This window comes from Rhodoferax sp., from assembly GCF_037143375.1.
GTDB lineage: Bacteria > Pseudomonadota > Gammaproteobacteria > Burkholderiales > Burkholderiaceae_C > Rhodoferax.
Window position 1 is genome coordinate 1 of the sequence record NZ_JBAWYV010000020.1, and the last position, 24,666, is coordinate 24,666.

The 24,666-nt window shown below is 56.9% G+C and carries 14 protein-coding genes and 1 pseudogene; 7 read left to right on the plus strand and 8 right to left on the minus strand.

Translation table 11 applies throughout. From position 1 onward, the window contains the following. Positions 1 to 473 (minus strand): annotated as a pseudogene (locus tag WCG50_RS05230) (hypothetical protein); the annotation flags it as partial. A 474-nt stretch (positions 474 to 947) separates the two neighbouring features. On the opposite strand from WCG50_RS05230, the gene WCG50_RS05235 reads away from it, so the two are divergent. The 7 genes from WCG50_RS05235 to WCG50_RS05265 all read left to right on the plus strand — a co-directional run bounded on the left by WCG50_RS05235 (position 948) and on the right by WCG50_RS05265 (position 8,301). Continuing rightward, positions 948 to 1,934, plus strand: a complete 987-nt coding sequence (locus WCG50_RS05235; RefSeq protein ID WP_336898519.1) for an ABC transporter substrate-binding protein — start codon at positions 948 to 950, stop codon at positions 1,932 to 1,934. A 13-nt stretch (positions 1,935 to 1,947) separates the two neighbouring features. Then, positions 1,948 to 2,769: an ABC transporter permease gene (locus WCG50_RS05240; RefSeq protein WP_336898520.1), complete on the plus strand. Its 822-nt coding sequence runs from the start codon at positions 1,948 to 1,950 to the stop codon at positions 2,767 to 2,769. A 1-nt stretch (position 2,770) separates the two neighbouring features. Then, positions 2,771 to 3,568, plus strand: a complete 798-nt coding sequence (locus WCG50_RS05245) for an ABC transporter ATP-binding protein (RefSeq protein ID WP_336898521.1) — start codon at positions 2,771 to 2,773, stop codon at positions 3,566 to 3,568. 2 nt (positions 3,569 to 3,570) lie between these two features. Beyond that, on the plus strand, positions 3,571 to 4,125 hold the full coding sequence (locus WCG50_RS05250; protein WP_336898522.1) for a carboxymuconolactone decarboxylase family protein: 555 nt from the start codon (positions 3,571 to 3,573) through the stop codon (positions 4,123 to 4,125). Positions 4,126 to 4,156: 31 nt separating this feature from the next. Further along, positions 4,157 to 5,956: an ATP-binding protein gene (locus WCG50_RS05255; protein ID WP_336898523.1), complete on the plus strand. Its 1,800-nt coding sequence runs from the start codon at positions 4,157 to 4,159 to the stop codon at positions 5,954 to 5,956. Then, on the plus strand, positions 5,953 to 7,308 hold the full coding sequence (locus WCG50_RS05260; protein WP_336898524.1) for a sigma-54 dependent transcriptional regulator: 1,356 nt from the start codon (positions 5,953 to 5,955) through the stop codon (positions 7,306 to 7,308). The genes WCG50_RS05255 and WCG50_RS05260 overlap by 4 nt, the downstream gene beginning before the upstream one ends. A gap of 261 nt (positions 7,309 to 7,569) precedes the next feature. Then, positions 7,570 to 8,301 carry a response regulator transcription factor gene (locus WCG50_RS05265; RefSeq protein ID WP_336898525.1) on the plus strand — a complete coding sequence of 244 codons (732 nt, stop codon included), beginning with the start codon at positions 7,570 to 7,572 and terminating at the stop codon, positions 8,299 to 8,301. Positions 8,302 to 8,317: 16 nt separating this feature from the next. On the opposite strand, the gene WCG50_RS05270 is transcribed toward WCG50_RS05265, so the two are convergent. The 7 genes from WCG50_RS05270 to WCG50_RS05300 form a co-directional block, all read right to left on the minus strand. Further along, a complete protein-coding gene (locus WCG50_RS05270) occupies positions 8,318 to 9,943 on the minus strand; it encodes a cytochrome c (RefSeq protein WP_336898526.1) in 1,626 nt (541 codons plus the stop codon). Between the two features lie 50 nt (positions 9,944 to 9,993). Beyond that, a complete protein-coding gene (locus WCG50_RS05275) occupies positions 9,994 to 10,977 on the minus strand; it encodes an outer membrane lipoprotein-sorting protein (RefSeq protein WP_336898527.1) in 984 nt (327 codons plus the stop codon). A 40-nt stretch (positions 10,978 to 11,017) separates the two neighbouring features. After that, the gene (locus WCG50_RS05280) at positions 11,018 to 11,521 is read right to left on the minus strand and encodes a hypothetical protein (RefSeq protein ID WP_336898528.1); all 504 of its coding nucleotides are present in this window, start codon (positions 11,519 to 11,521) and stop codon (positions 11,018 to 11,020) included. An 87-nt stretch (positions 11,522 to 11,608) separates the two neighbouring features. Next, on the minus strand, positions 11,609 to 20,467 hold the full coding sequence (locus WCG50_RS05285; RefSeq protein WP_336898529.1) for an Ig-like domain-containing protein: 8,859 nt from the start codon (positions 20,465 to 20,467) through the stop codon (positions 11,609 to 11,611). Positions 20,468 to 20,493: 26 nt separating this feature from the next. Further along, complete coding sequence (locus WCG50_RS05290) at positions 20,494 to 22,002, minus strand: multicopper oxidase domain-containing protein (RefSeq protein WP_336898530.1); 1,509 nt, start codon at positions 22,000 to 22,002, stop codon at positions 20,494 to 20,496. A 10-nt stretch (positions 22,003 to 22,012) separates the two neighbouring features. Beyond that, the gene (locus WCG50_RS05295) at positions 22,013 to 23,470 is read right to left on the minus strand and encodes a multicopper oxidase domain-containing protein (RefSeq protein WP_336898549.1); all 1,458 of its coding nucleotides are present in this window, start codon (positions 23,468 to 23,470) and stop codon (positions 22,013 to 22,015) included. 199 nt (positions 23,471 to 23,669) lie between these two features. Continuing rightward, a complete protein-coding gene (locus WCG50_RS05300) occupies positions 23,670 to 24,611 on the minus strand; it encodes an NAD-dependent epimerase/dehydratase family protein (protein WP_336898531.1) in 942 nt (313 codons plus the stop codon). Positions 24,612 to 24,666 lie beyond the last annotated feature (55 nt).

Sequence of the window (24,666 nt, forward strand, 5' to 3'; positions counted from 1 at the left end):
ATAGTTTGCATTTCAGTAGTCAGTTCGTTAGGTGCGGGAACGTAGATCTCCATCACGAGCTGCCGCCCGGCCTCAAAACCTTGGAATTGGACTTTCAGATACTGGGCCTTCAGCCGCGGAATAGCCGCTTTTGCAATTCCAAACGGAAATACGACCAATCGATCTAGCGTGGATTGAAGGCTTTCTATGTCGGCATCCTCAACAGGTCCGTGGATCGGCCGGTACGCATCGTTGCTTACCAATACGTCCAAGCGATTGCTTACGGCCCAGGCGGATTCGACGATCGCTACCGGAGTTTGATCAGGGATTACAAAGACGTCCGGGTTGGCGCTTCGATAGTTCGCTTTCGTTTCTGAAGAAATGAAGGCAACGTCATGCACTACAACCTGAAATCCAGCCTTGAGTAGGGTGTCGACCGCCGCAGGACCTGCGAACGTGAGCGCGTTTGTGATGAGTGCAACAGGCTTTTTCAATTCGAGTCTCCAGTTTTTATGGATTGTCTTTGCCGTCTTGGAGAGGCAGTCCACACAGCAAGCTCAATGTCGCGGTACTGGTTCCTCGGTGCGCCCTAAATGGGCTTCCTGAAACCTGCCTTTCATGGTGCTCGGCTACGCTGCCATGTAGCCAGTCAATCCTGCGGTTATTTCACTGATTACTTGCTGAGCCAATCATTCTCCAACTGCAAAACTCAGTTGATAACCACTATATATTTAATAGCTTCTTGCGCAATAGGCACGGGGGCTAGAGGCCGATTTGGCTTAAATCTCTCAAACGTGGCAGCTTGATTGCGGATTTCCGGAAGACCCAGGCTGGCTTTTGCGGATTTCAGCACCTTGCAGTGCAGCATATCTTATTGAATACTCAATTAAATCAATCACTTAAAAAATTCGCTCGGGCGGCGGCAAGCGTGGCATGGCTTGTGCAATGGTGTTGGTACAAATCAACCCATGGAGACAAACATGTTCAAAAAATCAATCCTTTCCCTTGGCGCTACCTTGGCAGTCATGGCCGGTTCGGCGCAAGCGGCCGACGATGTCATTCGCCTCGGCAATCTCAAACTCGCGCACTTTGGCGCTATCTCCTACATCAAGGAAATTGGTCCCAAATGCGGCATCAAGGTTGAGGAAAGCACGTTCGCCAAGGGCCTGGACGTGATGCAGGCCATCATCGCGGGCGAACTTGACGTTGGGGCAACAGCCTCAGAAGCGGCCATTTCAGGTCGAGCCAAAGGCGTGCCGATTTATGTGGTGGCGGGCTTTGCCACCGGCGGTGCCCGTTTGGTCGCGCGCGCCGAGCTCGGCGTCAAGTCGATAAAAGACCTGAAAGGCAAAAAAGTCGGCGTCACCCGGGGCAGTATTCAGGAAGTTTTGCTGGCTGCCGAGTTGGCACAAAACGGTCTCACGTCCGCCGATGCACCGGGCAAGGATGTGCACATCATTTACCTGTCGTACCCCGACCTGAACCAGGCGCTCCTCGGTAAAAACGTCGATGCCATCATGCAGACCGAGCCCCAGGCGTCGCAGTCCATCAACAAAGGTTTTGGCGTAGAGGTCATGAAACCTTACGACACCGCCATCGGCTCGCCTGTGCGCACGCTGGTCATGACCGAAAAGTTTTACAAGGAACGCCGCCCTCTCGCCGAGAAATTTATGCGTTGTTTTGTAGAGGCCACCAAGACCTTCATCGACAACAAAGCAACGGCTCAGAAGTACGTGACACAAACCCTATTCAAGGGCCAGATCACCGCCGAAGACTTCAATGACGCGATTGGCAATTCGCCCTATTCCTATGACATCACGGCCGCCCATATCCAGACCACCACGGACGTGATGCTCAAGCAAGGAATCGGAAAAATGACCACGCCACCGGTCGCCAAAGACTGGGTCAAAACCGATCTGCTGGACCAGGCCAAAAAATCCATGAACCTCAAGTAAGGGGATGCCTGCTATGACTAAATTTAATTGGCGAAGTTTCGGCACCGGTTTGGTTGTGCCGCTGGTCCTGATTGCGCTGTGGCACACCAGCGCAGCGCTGGGTTGGGTCAACCCGCATGTATTGCCTTCGCCGCTGGCGGTGGTGCAGCGCTGGGTGGCCTACCTGCTTCCGCAAATTCCCTTCGCGGAAGCGACCGGCAGTTGGCTGGCCTGGGCGGTGTCGGGCGAGTTGATCGTCGACTCCATTGGCAGCATGGTACGGGTGGTGTCCGGCTTCTTGATCGGTGCGGCGCTGGCGCTGCCGCTGGGCCTCATCATGGGCGCGAGCCCGCGCATTTACGCGCTGCTCAATCCGCTGGCGCAAGTGCTGCGCCCGATTCCGCCGATTGCCTACATTCCGCTGGCGATTTTGTGGTTCGGGCTGGGCAATCCACCGGCTATCTTTTTGATCGCCATCGGGGCGTTTTTCCCGGTGCTGATCAACACTATCGCAGGCGTGCGGCAGGTGGACGGCATCTACATTCGGGCCGCCCGCAACCTGGGCGCCAACCAGCGCACGATGTTCCTGCGCGTGATGCTGCCCGCTGCAGTGCCCTACATTTTATCGGGCGTGCGCATCGGGATTGGTACCGCCTTTATCGTGGTGATCGTGTCTGAAATGATTGCGGTCAACAACGGGTTGGGCTTTCGGATTCTGGAAGCGCGGGAGTATTTCTGGTCCGACAAAATCATTGCCGGCATGATCAGTATCGGCATGCTGGGCCTGGCGATTGACATGGGCGTGAACAAATTAAACAACTATTTGCTGCGGTGGCACCGCGGGCTGGAGCACTGACATGAGCGCAGGACATATCGTCGTCAAAGGCGTGAACAAGATTTTTAAAACCGCTGACAACGAGGTTGTGGCCCTCAAAGACATCAACCTGGACATTCCGCAAGGCCAGTTTGTGTGCCTGCTGGGGCCTTCGGGGTGCGGCAAATCGACCTTGCTGAATGCGGCGGCGGGGTTTTCGATGCCGACCAGCGGCAGCATCAGCGCCGATGGCAAACTGGTGACCGGGCCGGGGCCGGACCGGGGCATGGTGTTTCAGGAATACGCACTTTTTCCGTGGATGACGGTCGAAGAAAACATCCGCTTCGGCTTGGAGATCAAGGGCATGGGCAAGACGGAGATGGAGGCCATCATTGCCAGTCTGATGCAAAAACTGGGCCTCTCGGAGTTTCGCAGCCGCTTCCCCAAAGACCTGTCCGGCGGCATGCGCCAGCGGGTCGCCATTGCACGGGTGCTGGCGCTTGATTCGCCTATTCTTTTGATGGACGAGCCGTTTGGTGCGCTCGATGCGCTGACCCGACGCAACTTGCAGGACGAACTGCTGCGCATCTGGGCTGAGCTCGGAAAGACCGTTATTTTTGTCACCCACAGCATCGAAGAAGCCATTTACCTGGCCGACCGCATCGTGGTGATGACCTACCGCCCGGGCACCGTCAAGCGTGATATTTTGGTCAACCTGCCGCGTCTGCGCGACCCGGCATCGGCCGAATTCAACACGCTCAAGCGCGAACTCGGTCAACTGGTGATGGAGGAGCAACAGCGCCACCATGATTTCGAAATTCTGGCCGCAGCGGTGGATTGAGCATGACGAATACTGACCAAAACACCCCCCGGATTCCGGTCGTGGATGACGCCCAACTGGGCTTTGACGAGGTGGTTTCCGCCATCCGACTGCGGCGCGGCGGCACGCTGCTGAATCTGGACCGGATGCTGCTGAACAGCCCGGCCTATGCCATTGGCTGGAACGGCTTTTTAGGCGCCGTGCGCAATAAGCTGTCGCTGGATGCCCGGCTGCGCGAACTGGCAATTTGCACGGTGGCGGTGCTGACCCGCGCCGACTATGAATATGCCCAGCATGCACCAGAATTTCTGAGCGCCGGAGGCAGCCAGCGCCAGCTGGATGCCCTGCGCAACTTGGGTACCGCCCTGGAAAACACCGATCTGTTCAACAACGCTGAACGTGCCACGCTGGCGCTGACGCAAGAGATGACGCTGAACGTTCAGGTGAGCAAAACCTGTTTTACCGCGTTGCAGCAGGTCTTGCCCGATGCCCAGCAGCAGGTGGAGCTGGTGGGGGTGATTGCGGCCTACAACATGGTGGCCCGCTTTCTGGAGGCCTTGCAGGTCGCGCCCGAATAAACTCGGGCTCCCCACCCACTTGAGATTCAGCATGGCATTGACCTGGCGGTTTAAGTTCGCAGCCTTCGCCCTCGCCGCACTGGCCTGCATTGCAGGTGCGTTCGTGGCGGGCGAACGGCTGGCCAGCACGGCCGCGCAGGAAGCCAGTGACCGGCAATTGCAAATCATCAGTCTCGACCTGGAATCCATCCTGGAACGCTACGAAGCCTTGCCCTTTGCACTCACGTTTCAGCCCGAAGCCGCGCAAGCACTGCAACAACCTGATGCCCAAATGGTTCGGCACCTCAACCAGGTGCTGAGCGCCATCCAGCAGCAGGCCAAGGTGGCCGCCATCTACCTGATGGACCCGAGCGGCAAAACGCTGGCCACCAGCAACTGGGACACGCCTCAAAGCTATATCGGCAAGAATTTTGGATTTCGGCCCTATTTTCTGGATGCGATGCAGGGCAAGGCGGGGCGCTTTTATGGCATTGGCAGCACCACGGCAGAGCCGGGTTATTTCATTTCACAACCGGTTTACCCGACGGCCTTGCCGCTGAGCACCGCGAAACCGATCGGCGTCATCACCATCAAGATCAGCTTGGGCGACTTCGCGCGCACCTGGAACAGCCTGATAGAGCCCGTGACGTTGTCGGACCGGTGGGGTGTTATTTTCTTGAGCAACCGGCCCGCCTGGCAGTACCACAGCATTGATGCGCTCAGCTTGCCCGCCCAAAAGGAAATCGTCGATACCTTGCAGTACACCGGCCACCACATCGATCCGGTGCGCTCGCTGCCCACTGCAGTTCATGCCGAGTTTGGCCCGCCCATCGTGCATTCGGTGGGGCGTCTTGGCTGGCAACTGATGACCTTCCCCAACCAAGCCTTGATAGCCCGTAGCGGCCTCCTCTGGGCCCTGACGGCGAGCATGCTGCTGGCGATTTCAACCATTTCCTTTTGGGCGGTTCACCAGCGCAAGCGACGACTGGAAGAGCGCGGTCTGGCGCGCCTGGCCTTGCAAAACGCGGCGGAAGACCTGGACCGCAAACTGGCGCTGCGCACCGAAGAGTTGACCAGTGCCAACCAGTCCCTCAACACCAAATATGCCAAGCTGAAAGAAGCCGAGCATTTGTTGCGTGCTACCCAGGACGAATTGATTCAGGCCGGCAAACTCACCATGCTCGGCCAGATGGCGGTGGGCATGACCCATGAGTTAAACCAACCCCTGACCGCCATTCGGGCGTTCTCAGACAACGCCATGACATTTCTGTCGCGCGGCCAAGCCGACCGGGCCCTTGAAAACCTCACCCACATCAGTGCCGCCAGCGAACGCATGGGCGCCATCATTGGCCAGATGAAGGGCTTTGCGCGCAAGAGCGACTCCAGCGTGGTGCCGGTTGATCTGGCGCATTCCATTTCGTCTTCAGCACACCTGCTAGAGAGCGAATTTCATAAAAACGGCTGTTCGCTGGCGATTGACATCCAGGCGTCGTTGCAGGTCATGGGCGATGCCATGCGCATCGAACAAGTGCTGATCAACCTGCTGCGCAACGCGCTGGATGCGGCGGCGGCTTCGGAAAAAAAATCGGTGCGCCTGACGCTGTCACGCGAAGCAGACGACGCCCTGATCCGAATCTGCGACTCGGGCAGCGGTATCCCGGCGGAGGTTGCCGCACGGCTGTTCGAGCCTTTTTTCACCACCAAGCCGCACGGCAAGGGTTTGGGGCTGGGGCTAGTGATTTCATCCTCCATCGTGCAAGCCATGAATGGGCGCCTGAAAGCGCAAAACAGGCCCGGCGAAGGGGCAGAATTCTCCCTGCACCTGCCGCTCACACTCAGGAAACCAGAATGACAGAAACCTCCGCGCCACGGCTTGAAGCACTTCTGATTGAAGATGAAGTAGCGGTGCGCCAAGCAAGCACTCAGACGCTTGAACTGGCGGGGTTCACGGTGCATGCCTGCGCCAGTGCAGAAGCCGCCCAACCTTGGCTGACGCCCGATTTTGCGGGCGTGATCGTGACCGACGTGCGCCTGCCCGGCCACTCCGGGCTGGAATTGCTGGCACACGTCGTGGCACTGGACGCCGATCTGCCGGTGATTGTGATGACCGGCCACGGCCACGTCAGCATGGCGGTGGAGGCCATGCGCACCGGCGCCTATGACTTCATCGAAAAACCCTTTGCGGCGGAGCGGTTGACTCACATCGCCCTGCGCGCGCAAGAAAAACGCCACCTGGTGCTGGAGAATCGTCGCCTGAAATCCGCCTGGGCATTGAACCCGGACCTTCCCTTGCTGATCGGCCAGTCACCCGACATGGAACGACTGAAAAAGACCATCGCCAGCTTGGGGCCGATGCCCATTGACATTCTGATCAACGGCCAGACCGGCACCGGCAAGGAAGTCGTAGCCCGCCAGTTGCACGCCGCCAGCGGCCGCAAAGGGCCGTTTGTGGCGATCAACTGCGGCGCCTTGCCAGAATCTGTTTTTGAGAGCGAAATTTTTGGCCACGAAGCAGGCGCCTTCACCGGCGCCCAGAAACGCCGCATTGGCAAACTCGAATATGCGCAGCACGGTACGGTCTTTCTGGACGAAATTGAGAGCATGCCGCTCGCCTTGCAGGTCAAGCTGCTGCGGGTATTGCAAGAGCGCCGCTTGGAACGTTTGGGTGGCAACGAAAGCATTGCGCTGGACTGCCGCATCGTGGCCGCCAGCAAGGCCGACCTGCTGAGTCTCTGCGCCAAGGAACAGTTTCGCGAAGACCTGTATTACCGCATCAGCGTGGTGAGCATTTCGTTGCCACCGCTGAGCCAGCGGCGGGCCGACATCCCCTTGTTGCTGGCCTGTTTTCTACAGGCCGCCGCCCTGCGCTTCCAGCAACCCGTGCCGACCTGGACGACGCTTCAGATGCAGCAATGGCAAGCCCGACCCTGGCCGGGCAATGTGCGTGAATTGCGTAATTTTGCCGACCGTCTGGTGCTGGGGGTGGCCCAGCTTGACGGCAGCACACCCACTTTGAGTGAGCCAACCCTTGCCAGCCATGCACTGGCCGACAAGATGGACCACTTTGAGAGCGCACTGATCGCCGAGGCCCTCCAAAGGTGTGATGCGAATGTTGCCGACGCCGCCGAATATTTGGGCCTGCCGAAAAAAACGCTGTACGACAAAATTAAAAAATACCAGCTCAAGACTGCGCGAACCAACTGAATTTCTTGGCCCAACTCAAAACGCATGGCGGCTAACAATATCGATGAACGAATAAAAAAACCAGAATCGGTGAATAAGTCACAACTTTGAGGGAATAATTTTTTCAAAAGTATTGGCAGTAATTTGTAACAAAGTGAAAATTGCATAAAGCTTGAGGTGAATCAAACTTTATGGTTTTTTAAAAGCATCTTTACCAAGCCCTGTGATAGCAAACATCACTGGCTTGTAGGTGTTTTCTTGTTCCAAATGCGAAAGGGTGCCATGAACATGCTCTTAGCCGAATCGAGGGTAACGACGCGAACGTTGCTTGTTGATGACAACGTCTTGTTTCGTCGAGGCTTAGCTTCGCTTATTTCATCAGAACCTGATTTTTCGGTCATTGGCGACCTGTGTGGCGGCAAAGAGGCGGTTCAGGCGTCACTCAATATGCAGCCCGACCTCATCGTGCTGGATATCCTGCAATTTGGCAGCAACGGGCTTGATGCGGTGGCGCAGATCAAGCGGCGCCAACCCAAGACCAAAGTCATCATGCTGACCAACTTCAGTTCAGAAGACTATGTTCGCGCCGCATTGCAAGCCGGCACCGATGGCTACGTTCTCAAAGACACCAGCCTGGAGGAGTTGCTGATCTCCATGCGCCATGTTGCGCTTGGGAAGAAGTACCTGAGCCCGGATGTCTCGGGCAGCTTCATGGATACCTTTTTAAATCCTGAGAAAGTCCATGAAAAATCTTCTGGCATGAACAAACTCACCCAGCGCGAGCGGAGCATTCTTCAACTGGTTGCTGAGGGACGTACCAATAGAGGTGCAGCCGAGTTCCTCAACCTGAGTCCCAAAACGGTCGAGAAACACCGATCAAGCCTGATGCACAAGCTTGACCTTAAAAATGCGGCTGAACTCACGCTGGTGGCCATGGATTTGGGCATCGTCTCCCGGCCAAAATCATTGTCTCGTCTGGTCGGCGACCGACGCGCTCAAAATTTCTTCATGTAACCGGATTAATTCGAAATCAGGGGGTGGTCCACTCCCCCGCTTGCACCAACGCCATACCTTCGGTTGCAGCAAAACGAACGATATAGCCCCCTTTTGAAGCAAAGCGTTGCCCCGGCGCCAGACTCAGATGGGGGTAGTAACCATTGACTAAGCGGTGACTCAGCATTCCTTCAACGCGCTCTACAAGGTAGTCAGGAACGAAGCTATCCAGCATATCCGTTAAGGTCTCGGCAAGAATGCCGCAAGCGATATAGGTATCGGTTTGCACCCTCTCAGAAACCACTTCAAGCTGCTTGATCTTGAACCAAGCCAGTGGGAAATTCATGCGGACCTTACGTCCCTCTGGCAAATCGAATGGATACGCCATATGCACATGGCTGCGCCACAGCGCAGTCAGCGGCGCTTGCTCCAAACCACCCAAGGTGCCCGACACCAGAACACTGGAAACCACGGGTAAGGCTGGTGGCAGCATGGCCAGATCAGGTGGACGAAGCCACAACACCAGTGAATCCTCCGGCTTTAGTCCAAGAACTGAATTAGTCACCTCTATACGGTCCTCTGAACCAACCGGCAATGTTCGATTCTCAACAACCATGCCCGCTGACTTGGCAGCAACTTCAAGCGCATGCGCAGCAGCCAAGCCAATATCATCTTGACGAAACACCTGCACAACACGCCGCGCTGCAGGGCGAGCACCACCCTCAGCAGTTGGTCGAGTCAGAAAGCCAGCCATCAAATCGACCTCCAGCAAAACGCCGCGCGAAAAATAGACCGGGTAGAAATCACCTTCAGAGACGACTGGTAGCTCTACATTAGGAAGCAGGCAGGGTAATTTCGCGGCCTGACAAAAACGGTGCACTGGGGCCCAGGTACGACCCGCCAGTCCTGAGATCACCGCAAAAACAGGCTCAGCCGCCAACTTGGCGCGCAACTGTTGTTCCCATTGGTCAGGCTTGCCGGTAAGTTGCCAAACATGCAACTGCCAACGGCGCGAAACCCGGTACTCAATCTCGCGGTTGGCTTGCATGGGCCGATGCCCGCCCCGAATAAACGAATTTTTATCGGCAAAGAAGCGTTCCATCACGTCCAACATGGCCTTGCGTTTGATCGGGTCGGCATCCGGCGTCACGATGGTGGCAAAGTGCAGCGTGTCAATGCTTACGCCAGGAACCACCTCGGCATTTAGCGTTTTGAGATAGGCCACGAGTGAGGCCATGCTGGCATCGTCAAGGTCGAAGCGCGGCATCAGGCTATTGAGCACGCGACCATTAGGGGCCCTGCCCTCCCGAATGGCGTGGGCAAGGGTTTCATCGGTATAGGCCGCGCGGGTAGACCGGTAACCCGCAACGTGCGGCAGGCTCATGTCCTGCACGTTGGTGGAATGCGGTCGCAACAAATATTTTCCAATGATAGGGGGCACCACGATGCGCCCTTCGGTGGTGCCCAAGCCACTCGCTCGATGGCAAGTGATGCAGGCTGCAAGCATCCCGTCAACACCCACACCTGCACCCCGATCTCCGTGCAACAGGGCCCCAGAAGGTAATACGCCTTTTGTGTAAATGGCAGCACCACGCGATGTTTCGGACTCTGTACCCCAGGCAGTTGTCGCCCACAACTCGAGCAAACCACTGAAGATCAGCATCCAACAAGTAGACCGCCACCTACCGCACATCGTTGATTGCCTTGTGAGTATTACTGTGGTTTTGAAAAGTGAGATTCGCCCAACATGGGATTCAAGGCCACTTTCTCGATAAAGATATTTTGCGTCCCAGCCAATCCCTCTACGCCGGTCTCAAGTCGGTGCGCAACCAACAATCCTTCAACTGGTTTGTAGTCACGGAAGTAGGTCACCACGGTGCGTAACTTGCCATCCATTCTGCGTGGAACGCTATCAATTTTGACATCAAGAAAAGTCTGTGCATCAATCCACAAGTGCCGTTCATCGCCATTCTTCAGAACCAGCTTGAGCTTGTAGGCGCTACGGCCATCAACCAACTCCCCCCCCTCAAGGGCCACGCTCGTTCCCTTGGCAGGGTAATTGAACAAGGGCCCGTCCAACTCCTGCTGGCTGGCGGCACTTTTTAGTTCATCTTGACTAAACGGCTCGACCTCGTGGCGGCCAAGATAGGGCCGCAGCTTCCAGCCATTAGCACCGTCGTAAACCTGCACTGCCATCTCACCCTGAAACGGAATTTCCAGCCGGGTCATTGAAGGTCGTTTCAGGTCCATCTGAAACGGCAACTGAATGACCTTTGGCGCCTGCGCAAGCGGCTTGCCTACCTGTAATGCCTTGCGCATTTCGGCCTTGGCTTTTGCTCGTTCTTGCTTACTGACCACCGCCACCTGACCACCATCTGTACGGGTCTTGCCGGCGTCTAGCCTGCCGATCAAGGACATGGAACCGACTCGCTGCCAGGCTTGCAGACCACCTCGTGCTGTGGTGTTGCGATCGACAATTTGCTGCACAGAAAGAACCGGTAAATCCACAGCAACGGGCACCGGAGATATGCGTGCATCAGCGGCAGCTCGAGCTGCGGCGATGGAAGCTGGTGTAGGCTTCATGATGGGATTCAGTCCCGCAGTCCCTGTTGAGTGGGGCGCGGGAGTAGCCGCAGCCAAAGTGGTCAGTGCCAGAGTCAGCGCAGCGGCAAGCATTGAGGTTTTCAACTTCAACATGGTTACTTCTCCCGATTAAAAGCCTATTGAGGAATCAGAACTAATCCACGATCAGTCCATCGACATGCATTGCACCGGCCACCACGCTAACGCGGCTGCCCGATGTCACCAACTTACCCGGATTGCCAAAGATCATGAAATAAGTGCGGTCAGCGATGGGCGCTGCACCAGTGCGCAGTTCGCCCACGTTTTCCATCGCCGGAACCGACAGCACGTTGCCGGTAGCCTCATCGCGCAGGAAAGCCCGCGTCTGGCGATCATTGAGCAGCTTGGCTTTCTCGGGGTCCAGGACGCGGTACTTGAATGACAACATATAGCCCGATGAAACCGGTTTTACGCCAATAATCTCAACGCCCCAGTTGCGCTTGTAGTACAGGCCCTGGCGGGCACGCCAGGCGGCGGAAGTAGGCGCAAAATCTCCCCCCAGTTTCGCAGTGGCGACTGGAGCGGCAGCGGTCTGCGCGAAGGACTCCGATACACCAAAGCTGCTGGCGAGAAGCCCCGCAAGCAGCATTTGATAACCGTTAAGCGATGCGTTTTTCATGGCATTGATTCCTAACCCATATTCATGCTTGATTCAGGGTGATGAGGCTGGTCAGACACCAGCCTCATACCTTGCTTTACTACAGTTTCAAGGAACCGTGCCTCCCGAGAAGTTATCAATGCGGGCGCCGGATGGAAGCTGCATACCGATCCGGCCACCGCCCGAGGTCCAAAGCGCCACATTGGGAAGCGCTACCGCACCGACAAATGTAGTGCTCTTCCAGACGTAGACCATGCCTGTTGCATCGACTAAGGCTTCCAACACGTTCCCGTTAGCGAATGTCGAGTTCGCGTTGGTCAAGGTTCCTACAATGCCGTAGGACAACACACCATTGGTTGTCGTCTCGATGATCACCGATCCGTTGTTGTAGCGGACACGAACAGCGTTGGTCGGATTAGTAGCAGTACCGCCACTGATCTTCAGGAGCAGGCTATCACCATTCACTGTTGTGTTTGATACCGTAAATGCCCCTGCCTGCTGTGCACCGAAGCTACTAGCCGGCGCATTGTAGAAAGACGCACCTCCGAGCAAACAATTCAACCCCGTGCAGAACGCTTGGTTAGTATTTACCGTGATTGAAGCAATACCCAGCGCATTGCTCCAATTCGTGCCAAGATTAACCGCATTCGCCCGATTGAAGTCATCAAGCACCGTCAGCACAGGACGCGGTGGTGGGATGACATCGGTATCTGTCGCCGTATTATTTGCCGGAGTCGGATCGCTGATACCCGGCGGCACCGTGACAGTGGCGGTGTTCACCAGGCTACCCGTTGCAGTTGGGCTCACGGTCGCATGCACCGTGTAGGTCGCGATACCACCATTGAGTAAATTCACAGCCTCACTGATGTTGCCGCTACCACTGGCCGTGCCGCAAGTCGAACTCGCAGAAGCAACACAAGTCCAAGTCACCCCCGTCAGATTGTTCGGCATGGTATCCGTCACCGTGGCTCCTGTCACTGCCGTCGGTCCTGCATTGGTCACTATGATGATATAGGTGACTGCAGCGCCTGGGTTTACAAAGGTCACACCGTCTGTCTTGGTGATTGACAAGTTGGCCTGAGGTAGTGCAGCTGTCTCGTCAGCACCGATGTCGTACGGTACAACTCGCGGATCTCCATCAATGTCAAGCGTAACCCCAGACACCGTCGTTCCTGCATCCTTGGCCGGTGAGTTATTGGCGATGTGGTAGTTACCGAACGGTACCCGGCTGGTTCCAGTCGTGTCAGTCGGCTTCGTCACGTACAGCGGGCCATAACGCATCGTGATGTAGTTGTTACCTTCATCTGCGGTAGCCCCGACCTGCAAGCTCCGTGGATTGTTAGGAACGATGACAGGAACGTACTCCGGTGTTTCACGTGAGCCGTTGCAGTACATGTCAAGCAATAGCGGATCATTTTCTTTGTTGTTCGCTCCTGCGTAGCCAACCGTGCTGGTCAATACGGAGAACCTTGGATTCAATGCGAGCGCCAGCACTGCTGGACCTTGAGCCGTGACACCGGTCTTGCCAAAGACATTGAAGTTGTTGTTGCTGACACCTCCGCCAGACGGTGTGTAGGTGAAGGTTGTCGTGCTCGTGACGGTTACGGTAAAGGGTCCGTTGTAGCGTCCCGAGTTGGTTCCCGTGAACCCTGCGATCCTGACGCCACTCACAGTTCCGTTCCCACCTAGACCATGACCGGCACTGATGCTGATCATCACCACCCGGGTGTTACCAGTCTGGGTGGCACTCGTTACATTGAGCGGCAGTGGCTGCGTGCCCAGAGGCGGCTGTGGCGTAGTGTCACCCACCACACCCACGTCCCAATACGCTGGCGCTCCTGCGTTGGTGTTCACGCATTGACCAGTCGCTGTCTGTTCGACCAATGTATTGCAGGTCGTGGTGTCACCGGCATTGTTTGAAGAGCACAGCGTTGCTTTTCCGGTCACCACCTTGTAGAAGAACGAGCGGTTCTTCCAGACGATGTTGTTTGCCAGGTCCGGGTTCGAGGCTTTGTTCACATCCCTGTGGAGGCTGTCCAGGGCGGAAAGCAGTTGCGCACTGGTGGTCTCCGCGCTGATACCTGCGGGGTTTGGTCGGCCGGTGCCGGCAACCACGTGATTGCCGTCCGGCTGCCAGATGGCCTCCACGCCACCCGCCACAAGCACACCGGCAATGCCGGCACTGTCGTTGGAGGCGACGGTGTTGTTGTCGACCACGCTGTTGTTCAGTGTGTCAGCCATCGAGATACCACCACCAGAGTAACCAGCCACGTTGTTAGTGATCATGTTGTTAATCACAGTCGCCTTGAACCAGCGAGCCGGTGTGCCTGGATTTGCCACCACATCTGCACCATTCACCTGTTGCAGCCGGATGCCACCACCGTGCCCGCCTTCGGCCGCATTACCCCGGATGACATTGGAGTCAATAAGAACATTGCCAGTGCCCAGTGTGAGCGCAGGCGCCACGGCAGGCTCGCCGGTGACCACGATGCCGCCACCGTGCGTGGGGCCAGTTTGTTGCAGCGTCTGGTTAAACAAAATCTGGTTATGGGTAATCTCGCCGTTTTGGCTGAAGCCAATGTGGCCAATACCACCGCCGTCAGACGCGCCGTAGTTGCCGCAGATCCAGTTATGGTCCACGCTGTAGCCGTCAGTACCGCTGCAGATCGACAGGCCACCACCGGCTCCGCCGCCGCCGGCATTCGATTCAACCGTACCGTTCTGGGTAATCGCGTTGTGGTGAATCTTGACGTTGTTGTCGTAGCCAAATCCAATGATATTGCCGTTGCCCGTCGTGGGCAGTGCGTCCTGCAACAGGTAAGGCACACCGATGCGCACGCCACCATTGAGTGAACCTGCGTTGCCATAGATCCGATTATTAGAAATCTCCAGGTTATGTGCCCAGCCGTTTACATAGATGCCGCCGCCCGAGTCCCCTGCGGTAAAGGTCATACCGTCGATGCGGGAGGACGCACAGTTAAAGTTGCTCTCGCGTTTATTGTGGAATGTTGCGCCACTATCAGTCGAAAAAGTCGTCGTCGGATTAGTGGATCCAGTGCAGCTAACCTGTGAAGGATCGGCAGCTAGCACGGTAATGCCAGCACCCTCTTCCGTCCCCAGTACCGAGGGTTCGAGCAGCACAATTCCTCCGGTCACCGTCTGGGTTGGCAAAGGGTCAACCTGCGAAATTCCGGTCTGGTTGCCGGTGGTGACATCGACCGAGAACAGGCTGTTGATCAAGGGCCTCCAGTTTGCCAACTTGGTCGTCGGGTACTTTGCTGCGTTAACAATCACAGAAGCCGCGCCAACACCTTGCAGGCGAACTGGCTTCCACATGACCACGAGCTCGTTGTAAGTACCTGCATCGACCAGGATTAGATCGCCAGGCGTGGCCGCGTCAATTGCGGTCTGGATTGAGCCGCCGCTAGCTACGCGCTTAGGTGCAGTACCGCCGACCGTCACCGTAACCGAGTCGATACTGCTGACACCGTTGTCTGCAGTGATGACCAGTTCACCTGTGCGGGTACCAGCGGCCACCGTCACAGAAATCGATGTATCAGACCAGGACGTGACTGCCTGGGTCACACCGTTGATGGTAACTTTGCCACGTAGTCCTTGGGCACCAAATCCATAGTGACGAGTCACCAATTTTTGGCTTGTGGGTCCGGTCAACGCAAGAGGACCACCATAGGCCGGATTCTGAATCTGCACATCGCCCAGCGCCTTGATCGTCAGGGTTCTGCTAGTTCCACCAATGGCCGGCACGTAGGGGCCAAAACCTGCATTGCTGTCTACCCGCGCAATGGCCGGGGTCGCGTCCGGGTACTGGCAGTCCACCGGGTTGTAGCTGGCGGCAAAGGCAGCAATCGGTACCACAGGTGTATCCAGATAAGTGGTACGGCCTGGCATGAAGGGCAACGTATAGCAGAAGTTGCTGTACGACGGGTTGTACTGCGGGTCGGTGATCATTCGGACCTTACCTGTCACTGGATCAATGACACCGGTGGGATCAGGAATCGGACCGGGATCATTCATGCAGGTGATCAGCATGTTGGGGCCATAACCCGACGGTGTGGGTGGATTAACCAGCCAGCTTGACGGTGTCATGACGTTATAGGAACCCCATTGGTCAGAATAGTGCCTGCTGATCTCGCGGCCATTGAAGTCCTTGATGGAGATCGCCGTAAATGGCACCGAGGCTTTTTCACCGAAACTTGGCGAACTCATGTAGTACTCCGCTGTCGCATCGTCCAGAATGACACCAGCGCCATTGGCCGCCATCGGCACCTCGGTAAACACAAAGAATGTGGCACTGGCCTGCATCTGGTCGCCCAGCTTGACCAACTTGCGGTCACACAGCGGCCGGTCTTGCCCCGCAAAGGGGGCAACCAGGCCACCGGCCGGGAACAGGCTCAGGTAGTCAGGCACGCGGTGCATATCGCCCACACACTCGGGGAAAGTCGTCCACGATGCGGTAACACCCAGGTTGTTAGTGGCGTTGTTGGCGATGCCGTCTGCGTTCTTCAGGTTGTACGGATTGGCATTGTTCAATGTAGCCTGGTCAGGCAGGATAAAAATATTGCCTAGGCCACCAAACTGCTGAGCTGGGCTAACGGCTGCTGGACTGAAAGCATCACCATTCAGGATGTTTTTGTCTTCTTCCTTCACAACTTGAAAGCCGGGAGGTGTGACGGACTCAACCACATAGTCACCAGGAGGCAGGCTGACCAGTGTCTGACCTGCCAATGTTTGCGCTGCTGTCAAAGGATGCGCAGCCACATAGGCAGCACTAGGGAAAGCGTAGCGACCGTCATACGGTGCCGCCTGCACTTGGTTCCAGTTGTGCCAGCCGTCAAAACAGCGACCCAGATCATTGCTGCCAAGTGTGTAGGCTACGAATGGATCATCCGGCTTTTGACCAGGGCATTGCAGGTTCACTTGTTTGCCGGGTGGGTAAGCCCCGCCGACCACGCCTGTTGTTCCAGGCGCAGGCAAGCCGCTGATCGGGTCACGCAAGACCTGATCGGTGCCCAAAATGTACTTATTGCCATCCGCACCTAAAACCGTATTTACCCAATCATCGAAACTTGAGGTCTGCGTCGAATCGACCTTTGTGAGCGTCACCGTTCCATCCTTCAGTTTTTCCCTAAGATACAGGTTCATGGTGACCCGTGGCACCAGCGGCTCCCACAAGGTCTGGACGTTATACCGCTGGTCGTCGAAAGGGCGCGTTGTTGAGTAAACCACGGTACCCTGTATGCCGCCGTTTTCATTCGTTGCGTAAGGCGTGCGACCCCAGTTGATGGTATTGCGTTGGCTGATGTAGCCCTGCATGCCGTAAGAGTAGGCGCCTGGGAGTTCAACGCGATTGCTCGACTCGCCCGTAGCGTATTTGGAGCTATAGATGCCCTTTCCATCGCCGCTGACATCAGCCGGTCCACCACCATCCACGATCACGTTGACGCCGGATTGTTTGAAGCGTGTGGTATCAGCCTCTGTCACATACCAGTTAAACAAAGGGAATTGCTCAGCCAGCAGGCCGTTGCCGTTGCTGTCGGTGGCTGTCTGGTTGGAAATACCGCCGTCGCGATAACGGGTCGTCATCGTCACATTGGAAATACCCTTCTCACCCGGGTCATAGACACCATTCTTATTGGCATCCATGTAGATATTCTGGTCGAATTGCGTAAACCAGCCGAGCACGGGGATATTTTTGAGCACCATGTTGCCTTTCACATTGACGGCCACGCCTTGAATGATCTGGTCAAGCCATTGATCCCAGACCGTCAGCAAGTAGTCGCCAGCGGGTACGTTGGGCAAGATGTAGTTGCCGTCAGGGTCGCATTGGGCAATAGAGATGGCCGATCCGGCGCCTGCCTGCGCATTAAGGGCAACCTGACAGGTTGACGAATTCAGAAGATCGTAAGAACCCGAGTCATACAGCGTCAAGTCGTTCGGGTGCGTAATACGCTGGTTGGTGATCTTGCCCGTGACTGTGTAGGCAACCGTCCCGACTGGTATCGCAGCTTTGCCTGCAGCCGTGACCTTCGCCGGATTCACAAAACCGATCGTGGCGTGAAACCCTGGAGGTCCAAATTCCTGGAAGTACACAGGCTCCTTGACGCCTGCGAAACCATCGATGGCTTGCGTACCTTCCAGTGTTTCAGTCTGCCACCAAACTTCACCGGCTCCCTGACGGGCAGCCGCCGGGTGCGCCAGGATGTCATAACGGGCTGGCGTGAGGTTCATGATCAGCGCGTGGCCTGCCAGAGCATATTTCGCTGAATCAGCCGTCGCGGTGCCTGCGTTGGGGTCATTCGGACAGGTGTAGACCAGGCCCACCACGTTGCCGTTCGGATTCGATGCGGCTCCACTGGTATTGATGTTCAGCTCATCCGGGCACCCGGCCCGACCCAGCAGCGCATTGCTCAGTGGCATACCGAAGGCGTCATAACTCTGCTGCCCAGCAGTGTCACCTGAGCGTCCCACGGCATCCATCAAAATTATGTTAAAGCCACCCAACCCGGCCTCGGTCGTATCAGGCTGACCATTGAGAGGTAAGTTGTCTTCATAGACATAAATACTCAGCTGGCTCGGCACCCAGTCATAGGCATTGGCTGCAATGTTCAGCGGTGCCCAAGCAGCGCCGACTTGCGGTTTGATCTCTGCGCCGCCCATGCCGTGTCCTGACGACTTACCGTCTGCAGATCCCGCCGCGTCACCGGGCAGAATGGAGATGTAGTAATGCTTGTTCGGATCAAGCACGGCTGCACCAGGAAGCACCGCGTTCGCCAGTGCCTCGGCATCGGTCACGACGTGGCGTGCACCTAAAGTTCCCGTCACTGGATCACGCGTTGTACTGCCGGTCCGAACCTGCTGGCCACTGCCGCAGCTCATGGGGCCGACACAGCCCGTCGCCACCACATTCATGTGGCTGCGATGGAAGCTGGTGCCCAGTGAGCGCGTAGTGACCGGTGGTGTGCCTTTGGGGTCGACCTTGAAGGTCAGGTCTTCCTGGATGATCCAGCGATAGTCGGTGACCGGCACGTTGGTGGCCGGATCAAACACATTGACAGTCAGACCGGTGGCCATGCCTGATGGTACGAATGTCACGGTGACGTTTGCAGACGCACTGGGTGTGCCCTGTGAGTTCACAGCCACGTAGGTGAAGCTACAAGTAGCGCCAGCCCCTTTGGTGGCGCTGAACGAGCCATCGGGATTCATTGCTACTAATGCACAAGTGCCAGTGTTGACCAACGAAGCTTTCAAGAGATAGCCGGTTGGATCGGTATCGTTTGCCAGAACACCTGGGCGCGACACGCTGAACTTGGTTGAAATCGTGCTTATGTAACTGTCTGCCGCAGCAGTGGGTGCTACGCCTGTGCCGGTAGATGCAACGCTCAGTGTCACAGTCGCTGTGTTGGTCAATCCGCCGTTACCGTTGTAGGTGAATGTATCGATGCCCATGAAGCCAGCGGTCGCTGTGTAGACAAAACTGCCATCCGAATTTAGGCTCAAGTTACCGTGAGTGGGCTTGGTCACAACAGCGACTGCCGCAACCGCAATGTCGTTGAGCTTTACGTTTCCATTGATCGAGGCATTCAACGGCACCTGGAAGGTGTCATTGACAGCAGTCGGGGTCACCGCGGCCGGTAACTTACCGGCTCCAGTGGAACCGGCGCTTGCCACTTGCAAAAAACCCTGCATGCCGCTGTCGGGCTGATTGCCACTGGTCAGATTCAACTGTCGATCAAACATGGGGAAGGTAGCCGCGCTGTAACAAAGCGAGCCAGTCGCACAAGTGGTGTCGGTCGTCGTGGCGGGTCCGGAAGTGGCTGGTTCAACCAGCACGTCATGTGTCTTGCCGGCCGTCAGCAACACTTCATTTTGTTGCTTCGGATTGCCGGGGGATAGGTTACCGTCTTCAGCCACCAGCGCCATGGGCAAGCCGACAATGGTTGGAATGTGGGAGCGCGATCCGGCATTGAGCATCCGTACCAAAAGCTTGCCGCTGCTGGTCGTAAGCCGGGCCGCGCTGGTGCCCGCCAGTGCAAATGCAGAGTTCAGCGGCGCCGTCTTGTCGAAGGCTTTTCCATTGATAAGGAAGTGAGTCGGGGTGTAATTCACTGCTGCCGGGTAACAAGGCGTGTTGGCAGAGCAACTCGGGTCGTCAAAGCGTTTGGTGAGAACCGCGTCTGCCAAGGCCGCAGCATCCACTGCGGCGTTCTGCACCGGATCAATCTCGCTAAAAAGCAGTGCCACGTCGGCATCATAGGCTACGCAACTGTGAGATGTTGTCGTGGTATTTGCCAGGCAAGCCAAGGAGGTAGGATAGGCTTTGCCAGGAGCAAAGGGGACGACCGCTGAGGCTTGCACTGGTGGCTGCGTCACGATCAGCACACCATAGAGTCCCATCGGAGCCTGGATCGACGGCAACGTTCCGGTTTCATAAAGGTAGGTGCCGGGTTTGAGGTTAGCCCAAGTCAAAGTGGTTGTCCCGCCGCCAATAACTTCGGTAGCAAACGACATAACCCGCTTGCCTTGCGACGGTGGCGTGAATGCAACATCGGGTGCGCCGTTGCCTGGCCAGGTAGTCGAGCTTTGCGTAGCGTGGACTGGACTGTCCATCTTGGTCGGCAAGCCCAAGCCACCACCCAACTGACCAAGAATCACCAGCGAGGTGGGTGTTGGCAGGCTGTTCGTCAAATTGATCGTCAACGAGTTAACAGCCGAACTCCCGGCATCATAGGGGACAACAATCGTTGGCCCGGGCGCCCACGCGGCAGAGCACGAACCAGTTGTGCAGTAACCCCACATAGGCACCGTGGTTCCATCGGGTAGCGTGGTGCTCATTCGCTGGGCCGTCAGATTGATGGTCGTTGTTGCCGCACCGGCCAGACTGGACAGCAAAACAGTCGACGCGACCAGTGCGGTGTGTAGCAGCGCTTTAACAAAGTTGGTTTTCATAATTTTTCCCTTTTTGGCTTGTCGCTTTACTGGGTTTCGTCGATCGTCGCAGTGAATGGATCAATCAGCAGCATCATCATCATTCCGCCCGGAAACACGTCGTTGGTGGTGATCTCGCGTTCGTTATGCGAGTGCCACATGTAGGCGTAGCCACCTTGCGGATTTTGGTTAAGCGTGCCCGGTGCTTCGGGCGTCTGGTTGCCCGCGCTTTGGAGCCCTAGATAAGGTGTGCCGGCATACCACTGCCCGTTAACCACAATGGTCGGGTCCGGTTGCGTCACCGGGAACGGCTTGCCGTGGTCACCGCAGTATTCGTGGGTAACTGGATCAAAGCCTGCCGATTGAGCTGTCGGATCGCCTGCGATGGAAGACAAGGGTTTCCCGTTGCAGGTGTGCGCCTGCGTGCCATACACATCCCAGTTCAAGCCCTGGCCGGTCCAGGTAAAGATCGCATCTACCGTTTGACCGGAAACAGTCGGTATCGTGAACAGCAGGGGTCCGGCCAACTTGGTTGCGTCCGTACTGCTCACAATCATGTTGGCGTCACGTGCCAACACCCGCGCATGGTTACCGTGGAAGTGAAACGGATGCTGCCAGTGGCCCTGACCAATGACGCGCATCAGCACGTTCTCTCCCGGGTGCATGTGGGGGTTGCCGTTGTAGGGTTGGTTCGGGTAGCCCGGCGCATAAGCGGCATCCATGTTGTCAGGCATCGAGCGGCCGTTGACCATGTAGTAGTTCGGCCGGTAGGGCTCCATGATGGCTGCGATCTGCGGGCACGGTGCCGTCGGGCAGGCATCGACCTGCGCCTTGACTTGCTCGTGAATATTGGAGCTCAGTTCGGTGAACTGAAACAGATACTCGCGGTCGTAACAACTATCGGGATGACCATAGGCAGATTTCGCAAGCGAGTACGGCCCTTTTGCTTTTGGGCAGCTTGCCGCAATGACGTTCGCGGCACCTGGCTGCACGATCATTGCACCGGAGAGTCCCATTTCGATCTGCAAATCAGGCTGGGTGCCACTGTAATAGGCGTATGTACCCGGTTTTCCGGCGGTAAAGGTATAGCTCACCGTGTTGGCGGTGGCGCCATTCGGCGCTTCCTGCGTCAGCACGCCGCTGGCACCCCCCGTGGCCACGACCGTCATGCCGGGGAAAATGATCGAGGTAGCCCCGGCGCCAGGTGGCAGCAGGTTCGTCAGATTTACTGTAACCGTATCACCTTCCGTAACAATCATCGTTGGACCAGGCATCTGCATCAGTGGGCAGTTACCACCAGTGGGAAGGAAGGCCGGAACAGGGAGTGCCGGGCTAGTGCAACCGTAGCCCCAGGCGTAGATAACCGCGCCGTCAGGCTGACTGATCGTCGAAGCACTGGCCGTGAGGTTGAACGTCGGCGTCGTTGTGATACCGCCAGAGATGCCATGCACAGCCGCATGAGAGATGCTTGCCAGCGCTACAGAACTCAAAACTGCCACAGCCAACTTCAGCAGGCGCCTTGCGGCGAGTTGCATTTTTATCGTCGAGTGATTCATGATGGATCTCCTACTGGACGACGATTTCAGTCATCATGCCGCCGAAGTTTTCGGCGTCATTGGACAAATGGTCGAGGTTTGTGCTGTAAAGGAAGTACGTGCCCTTCGGTACGCCAGTGGCATCAAGAATGACATCGGTGGACTCACCACCACCCATGGTGATCGAGTTGGTGTCGTAGTACATGTTGTTGCCAGCCATGTCCCGTAGCAACCTGGCGTTTTGTGCAATCACTTTCATAGGAATGCCCAGCGTTGCCAGCGTGGTGTGCTCGGTGACACTCAGGTTGGACAGGCGTAGCAGGGCGCGGGTCTTGCCGGTGGGTGCCGAATCGAGTGTGATAAGTGAATGCAGTGGCTGCGAGGGCCTGGACGCACCATCGGCGCCCTCCGTTGCCATAGGTCCATTGGGTACCTTTCCACCTATTCCAACTGCGCTTCGGTTGTCGACGTTGGCATTGATCGTATCCGGGTAGCTGCGACCGTTGAGGAGAAAGTACTTATCCTTCATGTCTGCAAAGGCCTCGGGGTTGAAGGTCATGCCAACAAAGTGGAAGTTGGGGTCGAAACCCATCATCTGGATTGGCACGTCGTAGTCATAACGGGTGCTGCCATCGCCGTCGTTGTATGCGTACGTTGCGCCGCCCACCGGCTGCATCGCCGTAGTGATTGCCGGCAGTGGTGTGGCGCCAGTACACAACAAGTCGGAACAAGAATTGGCCGTGGCGGTTGACGTATCAGCGACACGAGTCCTGTTGGCATTATTGGCCGTCAGCAAGGCTGTGTAGAGGCTTGCTCCGACAGGCACCCGGTTCTGCCGCGGGCGCACAAACAACTGACCCACCATGCCCATCTGCAAGTGCTCGGGCGGCGCAATGTGGCAGTGCCAGAAGTAGGTGCCAGCATCCGGTGCCGTGTAGTAGTAGGTGAAGCTGCCGGCGATGTTGATGGCCACCGAGGCGTCGGGCACGCCGTCAAAGAAAGCCGAGGCGTTGGGGTAGCCGTGGAAGTGAACGGTGTGCTGTTCAAACAGGTCGGGCCGCATGATCATGCCTACGTTGGACAGCGTCAGGAAGAACTCATCATCTTCGTCAATGGCCATCATCGGCGCGGGCGCATTGCTGTACAGCACGCCGTTGTTCATGATGTCGGCGGGCTCGATTCGGGCGCGCCGCGCATCTGTCGTACTTTTAAAAACAGTCGGGCTTTGCGTTCCTGGCTGGCCGGTCAGAATACCCGGCACGGACGTCGTTGGATCGCCTAAGCCAGACAGCGGCGCAAAGCCAAAAAGATATATCTGGTGGCCGTCGCCCATGGTGGCGTAGCCATCGCCGCCGCCGATGTGCTGGCACTTGATGCTGCCGGGCTGACTGCCGCCAGCCGGATGCAGCGGGGTTTCGGTCGGACACTGCACCCGAAACGACTGCGCCATTGCAGAACCCATGAACGTCATGGACAGCGCGGCTGCCATGACGCCAACACGGAATGACAACCGCCTGTGATTGACTCGCATGAGACTTCTCCCAAAAAAATCTACCCAATAAAGCAGTTAATAAGCTGCTCACCGTTGGATACAACTATCGGTTTTTTTGAGAAAAATTACTTTACAGGTCCACCCTATAAACGAGGTAGGGAACACCCTACTTTTTGACTTTGACAACCCACGAAAGTCAAGCTTTGCTTAATCCTTCTACCACCGTCGGGTAGCGCAGCGTCAGGCGCAGTTCTTTTTTCAGGCGCGTGTTGTTCATGCGACGGGATTCGCTCATGAAACTCAAGAGCATCAGGGACAACTTCTCTTTGGCCGAGTCGCGAGCCACACGCGGCGGGCGTGGCAGCCCATACAGATCGGCTGCCAGATCAAAGTAGTCCCCCATCTTGAGGCAGGTGTCGTCATTCACGTTGTAGACCCGCTGAGACTGCCCACGCCACAGGGCGGCAAGACAGGCGCGCGCCAGGTCGTCGGCATGAATATGGTTGGTGTAGACGTCATCTTCGGCCCGCAGCACCGGCGTGCCCTTGAGCAGGCGCGGGCGGGGCGTACCACCGTCACGGTTGGGGGCATAGATTCCGGGAATGCGCAGAATGCTGCTGCGCACGCCCGCAGCGCGGCCCATAAAGCGAATCGCAGCTTCAGCAACAATTCGCCTTCTAGCCCTTGCTGTATCTGCGTTAGTAGCTCTTGTTTCTATAGCAACATCGCCTTGGCAATCGCCATAGACACCGCTGGTAGAGCCATACACCAGCGATTCCGGCAAGCGGCGCAAGCGCAAGGCACGGGTCAACGCCACGGTGCGGGGGTCGCCCCAGCCTTCGCCCGGCGGCGGTGCCAGGTGAATAACGCGGGTCGCCAGGCCCGCCAAGCGGCGCAGCGAAGCCGGCGCATCCAGGTTGCCAGATAAGGGTGTGATGCCCCGGGCACGCAGTTCGTCGGTGCGACTGTCTGTGGAGGTGAGCGCCAGCAGGCGCACTCGGCCGCGCAAGACTTGCGCGACGCGCAGCCCAACATCGCCGCAACCGACGATCAGAACCCGCTCCCGACGAAAACGGGCAGGCAAGGCCCCCGGGCGGGTGGCGTAAAGAATGGAATGGGGGGTTTGGTTTGAAGGCAAAATCGGGGGCTTATAAAGTGTTTAACAACCATGCATTGCTCAAGGATACAGACAA

Coding starts and splice junctions, on each gene's coding strand:
- WCG50_RS05255 (WP_336898523.1), top strand. CDS start 4,157: ATGGCATTGACCTGGCGGTTTAAGTTCGCAGCCTTCGCCCTCGCCGCA.
- WCG50_RS05275 (WP_336898527.1), bottom strand. CDS start 10,977: ATGTTGAAGTTGAAAACCTCAATGCTTGCCGCTGCGCTGACTCTGGCA.
- WCG50_RS05290 (WP_336898530.1), bottom strand. CDS start 22,002: ATGAATCACTCGACGATAAAAATGCAACTCGCCGCAAGGCGCCTGCTG.
- WCG50_RS05285 (WP_336898529.1), bottom strand. CDS start 20,467: ATGAAAACCAACTTTGTTAAAGCGCTGCTACACACCGCACTGGTCGCG.
- WCG50_RS05265 (WP_336898525.1), top strand. CDS start 7,570: ATGAACATGCTCTTAGCCGAATCGAGGGTAACGACGCGAACGTTGCTT.
- WCG50_RS05270 (WP_336898526.1), bottom strand. CDS start 9,943: ATGCTGATCTTCAGTGGTTTGCTCGAGTTGTGGGCGACAACTGCCTGG.
- WCG50_RS05295 (WP_336898549.1), bottom strand. CDS start 23,470: ATGGCAGCCGCGCTGTCCATGACGTTCATGGGTTCTGCAATGGCGCAG.
- WCG50_RS05250 (WP_336898522.1), top strand. CDS start 3,571: ATGACGAATACTGACCAAAACACCCCCCGGATTCCGGTCGTGGATGAC.
- WCG50_RS05245 (WP_336898521.1), top strand. CDS start 2,771: ATGAGCGCAGGACATATCGTCGTCAAAGGCGTGAACAAGATTTTTAAA.
- WCG50_RS05235 (WP_336898519.1), top strand. CDS start 948: ATGGAGACAAACATGTTCAAAAAATCAATCCTTTCCCTTGGCGCTACC.
- WCG50_RS05240 (WP_336898520.1), top strand. CDS start 1,948: ATGACTAAATTTAATTGGCGAAGTTTCGGCACCGGTTTGGTTGTGCCG.
- WCG50_RS05280 (WP_336898528.1), bottom strand. CDS start 11,521: ATGAAAAACGCATCGCTTAACGGTTATCAAATGCTGCTTGCGGGGCTT.
- WCG50_RS05260 (WP_336898524.1), top strand. CDS start 5,953: ATGACAGAAACCTCCGCGCCACGGCTTGAAGCACTTCTGATTGAAGAT.